The sequence below is a fragment of the Streptomyces sp. WM6372 genome (assembly GCF_001279655.1).
In the GTDB taxonomy this organism is placed as follows: domain Bacteria; phylum Actinomycetota; class Actinomycetes; order Streptomycetales; family Streptomycetaceae; genus Streptomyces.
On sequence record NZ_LGDB01000233.1, the window covers coordinates 59,939 to 68,724 of the forward strand.

An 8,786-nucleotide genomic window follows, 5' to 3' on the forward strand; every position below is an offset into this window, starting at 1 on the left:
ACCTGCGGACATAGCTCAGTTGGTAGAGCACCACCTTGCCAAGGTGGATGTCGCGCGTTCGAGTCGCGTTGTCCGCTCCATCGAAGAAGCCCCCGGTCCTGTGACCGGGGGCTTCTTCGTGTTCCGGGCCCTGTCCCGGGCCGCGCCCCAGACCCGGGTTCGGGCCTGGGGCGTCAGGTGTCAGGCGTCAGGCCCAGCCGAGGCCGGTGAGCCGCTCGTACGCCTCGATGTACTTGGCGCTGGTCTGCTCGGCGACCTCCCGCGGGAGGGCCGGCGGCGGGAGTTCGCCGGTGCGGTCCCAGCCGGAGGCGGGGGAGGTGAGCCAGTTGCGGACGAACTGCTTGTCGTAGGAGGGCTGCGCGCGGCCCGGCTCCCACTGGTCGGCCGGCCAGAAGCGGGAGGAGTCCGGGGTCAGCACCTCGTCGCCGGCGACGAGCGTGCCCTCCTTGTCGAAGCCGAACTCGAACTTGGTGTCGGCCAGGATGATCCCGCGCTCGCGGGCGATGTCCCGGGCCCGGCCGTACACGGCCAGGGTGGTCTGGCGCAGCAGCGCCGCCGTCTCGGCGCCCGTGGTGCGCGCGACCTCCTCGTACGAGACGTTCTCGTCGTGCTCGCCGACCTCGGCCTTGGCGGCCGGCGTGAAGATCGGGGCGGGCAGCTCGGAGCCGTCCACGAGCCCCTCGGGGAGGGCGAGTCCGCAGACCGTACGGGTCTTCTCGTACTCGGCGAGGCCGGAGCCGGTGAGGTAGCCGCGGGCCACGCACTCGACCGGGACCATGTCGAGGCTCTTGCAGATCAGCGTGCGGCCGGCCCAGTCGGCGGGGGCGCCCTCGGGCAGGTCCGTGCCGATCACGTGGTTCGGGACGAGGTCCCTCAGCTGGTCGAACCACCAGAGGGAGAGCTGGGTCAGGACGCGGCCCTTGTCCGGGATCTCGGTGGGGAGCACCCAGTCGTACGCGGACATGCGGTCGCTGGCGACCATGACGAGGTTGCCGTCGCCGTCTCGGTAGAGGTCACGCACCTTGCCGGTGTGGAGGTGGACGAGGCCGGGCACCTGAACCGGCTCGGGCTTTTCGACGAATCCGGACACGGGGTCTCCCTGTGGTTCTGTACGAGCGCAGCCCCATTCTCCCGCACGGGGGCCGGTGCCCGGCTCCGGGGGTGCGCGGCGCGGCGCCCGGTGGGGTGCCCGGCGGGGTGCGCGGACCGGCTCAGTCCCGTTTGCAGATCCGGTCGAGGAGGTTGGCGGTGGCCCGCCGGACCCGTTCGTCGACGTGGCCGGGGCGGTCGAGGGCCGGGGACCAGGCGAAGGTGCCCGACGCGAAGACCAGGGCGCCGCTCGGGGCCCGGTACAGGGAGGTCTCCTGGTGGCGCTTCGCGCCCTCGCTGTCGCGGTACGGGGAGTGCGCGAGCAGGATGCGGTCCTGGTGCTCGGGGAGCTGGGTGCGCGGGAAGTACCGGTCGGCCTCGCCGGCGACCAGGCCGGGGAGTTCGTCGTTCTCGACGGCGCCGGTGGAGTCCCAGAGCCAGTGCGTGGCATTGCGCACGATCAGGGGCGCGGGCTCGGGGACCCGCCCCGCGTACTGGATGCCGAGCAGCTGCTGCTCCGGGCGGTCGACCTCGCGCCAGAGGCTGGGGCGGCCGGGGCCGCGGCGTTTTCGGCAGGTGAGGAGCCGGTCGTCGACCCCGGAGGGGGAGGGGCCCAGCTCGACCTGCCAGTACATGGTGTTGGCGGAGAGGAAGACGAGCGAGGTGCCGTGGTCGCGGGCGCGCTCGACGGTGCGGCGCATGGGGGCCGACCAGTACTCGTCGTGGCCGGGGAAGACCAGGCCGCGGTAGCGGCTGGGGTCGACGCGGCCGGCGTGCAGATCGCGGGTGTCGGCGTAGGCGAGGTCGTAGCCGTAGCGCTCGGCCCAGCGGATGAAGTCGTAGGCGTGGCCCACGTGCAGGGGCAGGCCGGCGCCGGCGTAGGGCCGGTCGAAGGAGACGGTGATGGCCGCGTCCTGCTCGCCGAGCAGCCGGCCCTCTTCGTCCCAGGCGTGGTAGAGGCTCGCGCCGGTGTGCCCGTCCTCGGGGTAGAGGTTGTAGGCCTGCCAGGTGATGTCGGGCAGCAGGAGGAGCAGGTCGGCGGGGTGGTCGTCGCGGACGGTGAAGGGGATGTGGGACCGGTACCCGTCGGCGGTGGTGAGGACGGCGACGTAGGCGCCGACGCTCCAGTAGGAGGGGACCTGAAGCCGCCAGGAGAGCCACCAGTGGTGGCAGGAGACGGTGCGGTCGGCGGTGAGGGGGGCCGGCTGGACGATGCCCGAGAGCCGGGGACTGGTGGTGATCTTGGAGGCGCCGTCGCCGCCGTAGTGGCCGATGCGGTAGACGTCGACGGAGAACTGCTGGGGCGGGTCCACGGTGATGTGGAAGTCGATGGCCTCGCCGGGCGCGACGGCCCCGGTGGAGGCGAAGCCCTTGATCTGCCGGTGCACGTCGTCGGCCGTGCGCGGGCCGCCGTTGCCGCGGGCGCGGGGAATCTGGCCGGGGGCGAGCGCCGGGTCCACGTACCAGGGCACGACCTGGCCGGTGTCGTCGAAGTACAGCTCGCTGCCCCGGAACCACGGCAGCGGTCCCTGGCCGAAGGGATCGGTCACCGCGTGCGCGAGCGCACCTGATTCCCAACGCCGGATCTGGTCCGCACCACCCATACCGCTCCCCTCCCTCGCTCCCCCGAACGGTCTCTGAACACGCCGACACGGCACGGTTTCCGGACATCGAACCGCTACCGGTCCCAGCACATCACATAACGCACTCATTCCGTCACCGTTCGCCACATCCGGAGGCGCGGAGTACAAGGTTCGCCCGGACCGGCCGGGCCGGCGAAGGGAGCGACGCGCGGCCGCCGGCACGACCGCGGCCATGGCCATGGGCGCCCGTCGCGGCCGCGCCGCGCGGCCGCCGGCACGGTCACACCAGGCGGACCGGCTTCTCCGGGCGGACGCCGAGCTCCGCGAGCCAGTCACGCAGGGGGTCCGGGTCCCCGTCCTCCACCAGGCTCAGCACCCGGGGGGCCAGGTCCGCGCGCCGCTCGTCGCCGACCAGGAGGACCGGGCCGTCCAGCCAGTCCAGCCCCGGCGCGGCGTCGGCCGAGTCGACGGCCGCGGCGCACACCATCGCCGTCACGTGGTCGGCGAGCAGGTCCCGCCCGCTGCGGGGCGGCTGGAGCGGGAACAGCGGCACGGTGTCCGCCCCGCGCGCCACCGCGGCGCCCCCGGCGTCGACGCCCGCGCCGGTCCCTGCGGAACGTTCCTCCCTGGCCAGGTCGCCGCTGAGCCGGCCGGCCAGCGCTTCCGCGGCCGCGCACTCCCCGGCGGTGTCCGTGAGGTAGCCCAGTACCCGGTCCAGCGTGGGCCCCGGGCCGGCCGGAACGGCGAGGCCGTCCAGCGCCGCGTGGAGCCGGGCCGCCTCCGCACGCCATTTGCGGTCCACGACCTCCTCCGGATACGCCGCCCAGTCCACCGGCGACCAGTCCGGGCCGGCCTCGGCCGGACCGCCGTGGAACAGCCGGGCGGCGAGCAGCGAAGCCGCCTCGTCGATCACCCCGGGCCGCTCCAGCAGATCGCAGGCGGGGCGCTCGCCGAGCCGCGAAGTGAAGCCCTCGGCCAGCCGGTCGCGCCGGGACAGCTCGGTCAGCGCGGAGACCACCCCGGCGTCGAGGTGCGCCGGCCAGCGGCCCATCCGCCACGCGGGCAGCGCGACCCGGGTCAGCAGCCGGTCCCAGCCCGCGTAGGCGAGGCCGACCTGCTCCTGGGCGACGATGCGCAGCCCGTAGTCCACACCCTGTGCACGGTCCGAGGCGGCGGCCGCGACCCCGCGCTCCATCTCGGCGGCATCCGCCTGGCACAGCCTCAGCAGCAGCCGGGCCGGCCGGCCGATCCAGCCGAGGCCGGGCCGGCTGCCCACGTCCACCGCGGCGTCGAGCCCGCGCACGAAGCCCCGGGCATCGGCTATGTCCGGATGCGCGGAAGGACCCGTACCGGCGACGACCGGAGCCAGGACCGCCCGCAGTTCGGCGACCCGCATCCACCACAGGAACGGCGAGCCGATCACCAGCACCGGAGCCGCGCCCGGCTCCGCCTCGCGCCCGCCCGATATGCCGCTGCGCCGGTGGGCCGCATGCGTACGGTCCTCCAGCCAGCTGTCGCAGTCCGGCGTCAGGGCTATCGCCGAGGGCGCCGGCACGTCCATCCGGTCGGCCAGGTCCCGCACCATCCGGTACAGGTCGGGCGCGGCGGACTCCGGCAGGGGCACCGTCGGCGTCACGGCCGGGCCCGCCCGCAGCACCACCGCGGCGAACACCCCGCCGACGAGCAGCACCAGTGCGGCTGTCACGCACACGACGAGCGTCACCGCGGGCCAGGGGTCACCGGCCAGCCGGCCCGTCATCCGGGCACTCAGCAGCACCACCGCGAGGGCGGCGGGCAGCACCCCGAGGGCCAGTGCCCGGCTGCGGACCCGCAGCACGGCCAGGGCCCGGGAACGCGCGGACGGCGCGCCCCCTTCCACGATCGAACCGGTTCCGGACACGGCCGGACCTCACCCCCTCTGCCCTGCGGCGGTTTTTCTCACTCCCCCACTGTGACACCCGCCACTGACATCGCAATGCCGGTGGGCCAAGTGCCGGAATGCTTGGCACCGCACCCTAGTTGGGGAGCGACCGGCAGTCAGCCGGACCGGGTGACCATCACCCGATGGAATGGCTTTGGGTAAAGGTGGCTGCGTTCGAACGCGGCCGGATGCACTCGCACGCGGACACGCGCGCGGGCCCGGTGCGCACCTGGGTGCGCACCGGGCCCGCGGGGCGGAAGTCCCGCCGCTCGGCCTGCTCAGCGGCCTTCGGCCGCCTTGGCGGCGATGTCCGTACGGTGCTGGGAGCCGTCCAGCCGGATCCGCGCGACGGCCTTATACGCCTTCTCGCGGGCCTGTGCCAGATCGGAACCGGTCGCCGTCACCGACAGCACGCGGCCGCCCGCGCTGACGACCGCCTCGCCCTCGCGCCGGGTCCCGGCGTGCAGGACGTACGTGTCGGGACCGTCCTCGGCGGCCACGTCGGCCAGGCCCTCGATCGGGTCCCCGGTGCGCGGGGTCTCCGGGTAGTTGTGGGAGGCGATGACGACGGTGACGGCCGCGTCCGCGCTCCAGCGCAGCGGCGGCTCGGTGTCCAGCGTGCCGTTGGCGGCGTGCAGCAGCACGCCCGCGAGCGGGGTGCGCAGCCGGGCCAGGACCACCTGGGTCTCGGGGTCGCCGAAGCGGGCGTTGAACTCGATGACGCGGACGCCGCGCGAGGTGATGGCGAGCCCGGCGTACAGGAGCCCGGAGAACGGGGTGCCGCGGTGGCGCAGCTCGTCCACGGTCGGCTGGAGGACGGTCTCCATGACCTCGTCGACCAGCTTCGGGTCGGCCCAGGGCAGTGGCGAGTACGCGCCCATGCCGCCGGTGTTGGGGCCCTCGTCGCCGTCGAGCGCGCGCTTGAAGTCCTGCGCGGGCTGGAGCGGCAGCACGGTGACGCCGTCGGTGATGGCGAAGAGGGAGACTTCCGGGCCGTCGAGGTACTCCTCGATGACGACGCGGTCGCAGCCGAGCGCGTGCGCGCGGGCGGCGGCCCGGTCCTCGGTGACGACGACGCCCTTGCCGGCGGCGAGGCCGTCGTCCTTGACGACGTACGGGGCGCCGAAGGCGTCGAGGGCCGTGTCCACCTCTTCCGGGGTGGTGCACACGTAGCTGCGGGCAGTCGGGACGTCGGCCGCGGCCATCACGTCCTTGGCGAACGCCTTGGAGCCCTCCAGCTGCGCCGCTTCCGCGGACGGGCCGAAGACGGGGATGCCGGCGGCGCGGACGGCGTCGGAGACGCCGGCGACCAGGGGCGCCTCCGGGCCGACGACGACCAGGTCGGCTTCGAGTTCGGTGGCGAGGCGGGCCACGGCCGCGCCGTCGAGGGCGTCGACCGGGCGCAGCTCCGCCACCTCGGCGATGCCGGCATTGCCGGGAGCGCAGTACAGCGCGTTGACGTCGGGGTCGAGGGACAGAGAGCGGCACAGGGCATGTTCGCGGGCGCCGCCGCCGATGACGAGGACCTTCACGCCCTGCAGCCTAGCCCGCGCGGCGGGATGCCTTTCGTGTGGCCACCCAATGAGACGGCCCTACTCGTTTGTGTATTCCTCTACAACGGTGGCTCCGAGCTCGCGCACGATGAGGTCGTGTCCGGTCAGGGCGCTCTCGACCAGCTCCGGATCGTCCTCCTCCGGTACGTCGTCCTCGGGCGCGACCGGCGGGGGCGCCTGCCGTACGGGGGGCTGCTGCGCGGAACCGCCCGGCTGGGCCGGGGGCTGCGGCGGCTGGTACGGCTGCTGTGGCGCGGGACCCGGCTGCGGGGCGGCTGCGGGCTGGCCGCCGCCCCCGCCCACCACGGCGTCGATCTTCCAGTTGACCTGGAACTGCTCGGAGAGGACCGCCTTGAGCACGTCCTCGCTGCCGCTGCTCGCGAAGTTGTCGCGGGCGCCGGGGTTGGGGAAGCCCAGTTGGAGCGTCGTCCCGTCGAACCCGGTGACCTGGGCGTTCTGGCTGAGCAGGATCCAGGTGAAGCGGCGGCGGTTCTTGACGGCCTCGAGGATGCCGGGCCACATCGCCTGGACCTGCCCGGCGCCTGCGGCCATGCCGGGCGAGGGGGCGGCGGCGGGAGCGGCCGCCGCTGCGGGGGCCGGAGCGGCCGGAGCCGGGGCGGGGGCCGGGGCCGCGGGCTGGCCCGAACCGGGCGCGGCGGCGCTCGGCCAGGCACCGGCGGCGGGGGCTGCGGCGGGGGCCGCCGGAGCGGGGGCAGCGGCTCCGGGCCAGGAGCCGGGAGCGGCTCCGCCGCCGGGCTGCGCGGCCCCGGGCCATGACCCGGGCGCGGCGGCGGGGGCCTGCGCGGGAGCGGGTGCCGGAGCCGGGGCCTGTACGGGAGCGGGTGCCTGGACCGGAGCCGCAGCGGGAGCGGGCGCCGGCGCGGCCGCGGGAGCCGGCTCGGGAGCCCGTACGGCGGCCGCGGCGGCCCGCGCCGCGGCGACGGCCCCGCCGGGGCCGGCCGGCGCCATGCCGTGGGCCTCGGGCCCGGGCACGTAGGCCATGGCGGGCCCGCCGGGCGGGGCGGCGGCCATACCGGCGCCGGCGGCGGGGGTGAACCCGCTCCGCTCCAGCCGGTCGAGCCGGGCCTGGAAGGACCGTTCGTCGTCGAAGGCGGCGGGCAGCAGCACCCGGGCGCAGATCAGCTCCAGCTGGAGCCGCGGCGAGGTCGCTCCGCGCATCTCGGTGAGCCCGGTGTTGACCAGGTCGGCGGCGCGGCTCAGCTCGGCGGCCCCGAACACCGACGCCTGGGCCTGCATCCGCTCGACGACATCGGCGGGGGCGTCGATGAGCCCCTTCTCCCCGGCGTCGGGCACGGCGGCCAGGATCACCAGGTCCCGCAGCCGCTCCAGCAGGTCGGCGACGAACCGGCGCGGGTCGTTGCCGCCCTCGACCACCCGGTCGACGACCTCGAAGGCGGCCGCCCCGTCCCCGGCGGCGAAGGCGTCGACGACGGAGTCGAGCAGCGACCCGTCGGTGTACCCGAGCAGGGAGGTGGCCATGGCATACGTCACACCGTCCTCGCCGGCACCGGCGAGGAGCTGGTCCATGACGGACATGGAGTCACGCACAGATCCGGCGCCGGCCCGCACGACGAGCGGCAGCACGCCGTCCTCGACCTTGGCGCCCTCGCGCCCGCAGACCTCGCCCAGGTATTCGCGCAGCGTCCCGGGCGGCACGAGCCGGAACGGATAGTGGTGCGTACGGGACCGGATGGTCCCGATGACCTTCTCGGGCTCGGTCGTCGCGAAAATGAACTTGAGGTGCTCCGGCGGCTCCTCGACCACCTTCAGCAGGGCGTTGAAGCCCGCCGAGGTGACCATGTGGGCCTCGTCGATGATGTAGATCTTGTACCGGCTGGAGGCGGGCCCGAAGAAGGCCTTCTCCCGCAGGTCACGGGCGTCGTCCACGCCACCGTGCGAGGCGGCGTCGATCTCGATGACGTCGATCGACCCCGGCCCGTTGCGCGCCAGGTCCTTGCAGGACTGGCACTCGCCGCAGGGTTCGGGAGTGGGACCCTGCTCACAGTTCAGGCACCGCGCCAGGATGCGCGCACTGGTGGTCTTGCCACAGCCTCGTGGCCCACTGAACAGGTACGCGTGATTGACCCGGTTGTTCCGCAGGGCCTGCATCAGGGGGACAGTGACATGCTCCTGTCCGATGACCTCGGCGAACGACTCGGGGCGGTAGCGGCGGTACAGCGCAAGGGACGACACGTCTACGAGGTTATCCGGGCCCACCGACAAAGACGCCCCGCCGACGGCCGCGCAGACCGCCCCGGAACGCAAAGCGCCCCCCACGCACCCGCCAGAGCCCACTTACCCTTGCTGCCTTCCGGCCCTGGGGGAGTTGGGTGAGATAGCGCCACGTGAGGGGCTGGGCCCCACCCTAGCGGATGAAAGCCCCCGCGATCGACCCCGCCCCCGCCCCGGACCCGACCAGGTAGCCGCCCGGATCCCCCGCCGGCGATCACGTTCGCGAGCACCCCTCAACGTCTTGTATTGTTTGCGGCGGAGGATTCGCCTAGTGGCCTAGGGCGCACGCTTGGAAAGCGTGTTGGGGGCAACCCCTCACGAGTTCGAATCTCGTATCCTCCGCCAGTGCCTCACCGGGCACTTGAAGGCCCCGACCGGGAAACCGGC

Annotated in this window: 5 protein-coding genes, 2 tRNA genes and 1 other RNA gene; 2 read left to right on the forward strand and 6 right to left on the reverse strand. The window is 74.1% G+C overall.

Annotated features, from left to right (window positions below):
- Positions 1–4: 4 nt before the first annotated feature.
- Positions 5–80, forward strand: a tRNA-Gly gene (locus ADK52_RS34740).
- A gap of 107 nt (positions 81–187) precedes the next feature.
- Here the strand turns inward: ADK52_RS34740 and ADK52_RS34745 are convergent.
- The 6 genes from ADK52_RS34745 to ffs all read right to left on the reverse strand — a co-directional run bounded on the left by ADK52_RS34745 (position 188) and on the right by ffs (position 8,525).
- Positions 188–1,090: a phosphoribosylaminoimidazolesuccinocarboxamide synthase gene (locus tag ADK52_RS34745; RefSeq protein WP_053693840.1), complete on the reverse strand. Its 903-nt coding sequence runs from the start codon at positions 1,088–1,090 to the stop codon at positions 188–190.
- Between the two features lie 121 nt (positions 1,091–1,211).
- Positions 1,212–2,693 carry a N,N-dimethylformamidase beta subunit family domain-containing protein gene (locus ADK52_RS34750; RefSeq protein WP_053693841.1) on the reverse strand — a complete coding sequence of 494 codons (1,482 nt, stop codon included), beginning with the start codon at positions 2,691–2,693 and terminating at the stop codon, positions 1,212–1,214.
- Positions 2,694–2,952: 259 nt separating this feature from the next.
- Complete coding sequence (locus tag ADK52_RS34755) at positions 2,953–4,572, reverse strand: hypothetical protein (RefSeq protein WP_053693842.1); 1,620 nt, start codon at positions 4,570–4,572, stop codon at positions 2,953–2,955.
- A gap of 299 nt (positions 4,573–4,871) precedes the next feature.
- Positions 4,872–6,125 (reverse strand): phosphoribosylamine--glycine ligase, encoded by a 1,254-nt coding sequence (purD, locus tag ADK52_RS34760; protein ID WP_053693843.1) that lies wholly within the window; start codon positions 6,123–6,125, stop codon positions 4,872–4,874.
- Between the two features lie 60 nt (positions 6,126–6,185).
- A complete protein-coding gene (locus ADK52_RS34765) occupies positions 6,186–8,360 on the reverse strand; it encodes a DNA polymerase III subunit gamma and tau (protein ID WP_053693844.1) in 2,175 nt (724 codons plus the stop codon).
- Positions 8,361–8,426: 66 nt separating this feature from the next.
- Positions 8,427–8,525, reverse strand: an RNA gene (ffs, locus tag ADK52_RS39365) — signal recognition particle sRNA small type.
- A 131-nt stretch (positions 8,526–8,656) separates the two neighbouring features.
- Between ffs and ADK52_RS34770 the strand changes: the two genes are divergently transcribed.
- Positions 8,657–8,744 (forward strand) — tRNA-Ser (locus ADK52_RS34770).
- Positions 8,745–8,786 lie beyond the last annotated feature (42 nt).